Here is a 339-nt window from a genome sequence, read left to right on the forward strand (position 1 = left end):
ACCGAACCCCCCACAGGCTCGACCGGCACATCCACCAGACCACCCCACCGATCCGGCTCCTCCAACGCCACAACCCGCCCCAGACCCCACACACCAGCCGCAGAAGAGAACACAACGAACGCATCCAGTTCACGGTCACCCAGCGCATGATGCAGATGCCAGGCCGCACCCGCCTCCGCCTCCCACACCCCACCCAGCCGGTCAACCGTCAAACCGCCGACCACACCGTCATCCAGCACCCCCGCCGCATGCACCACCGCAGAAACTTCAAAGCGCTCGAACAGGTCTTCCACCTCGCGGCGGACACCGACATCACACGCCACCACCTCCACCCCGGCA

At 66.4% G+C, this 339-nt stretch carries 1 protein-coding gene; it reads right to left on the reverse strand.

Features of this window, described 5'->3' with window-relative positions; genetic code table 11:
- The coding region (locus IO40_RS36680; protein ID WP_341833166.1) for a KR domain-containing protein at positions 1-332 on the reverse strand (332 nt) is incomplete at its 3' end.
- Positions 333-339: the final 7 nt, after the last annotated feature.

Origin of the sequence: Streptomyces albus subsp. albus, assembly GCF_000725885.1 — a bacterium.
In the GTDB taxonomy this organism is placed as follows: domain Bacteria; phylum Actinomycetota; class Actinomycetes; order Streptomycetales; family Streptomycetaceae; genus Streptomyces; species Streptomyces albus.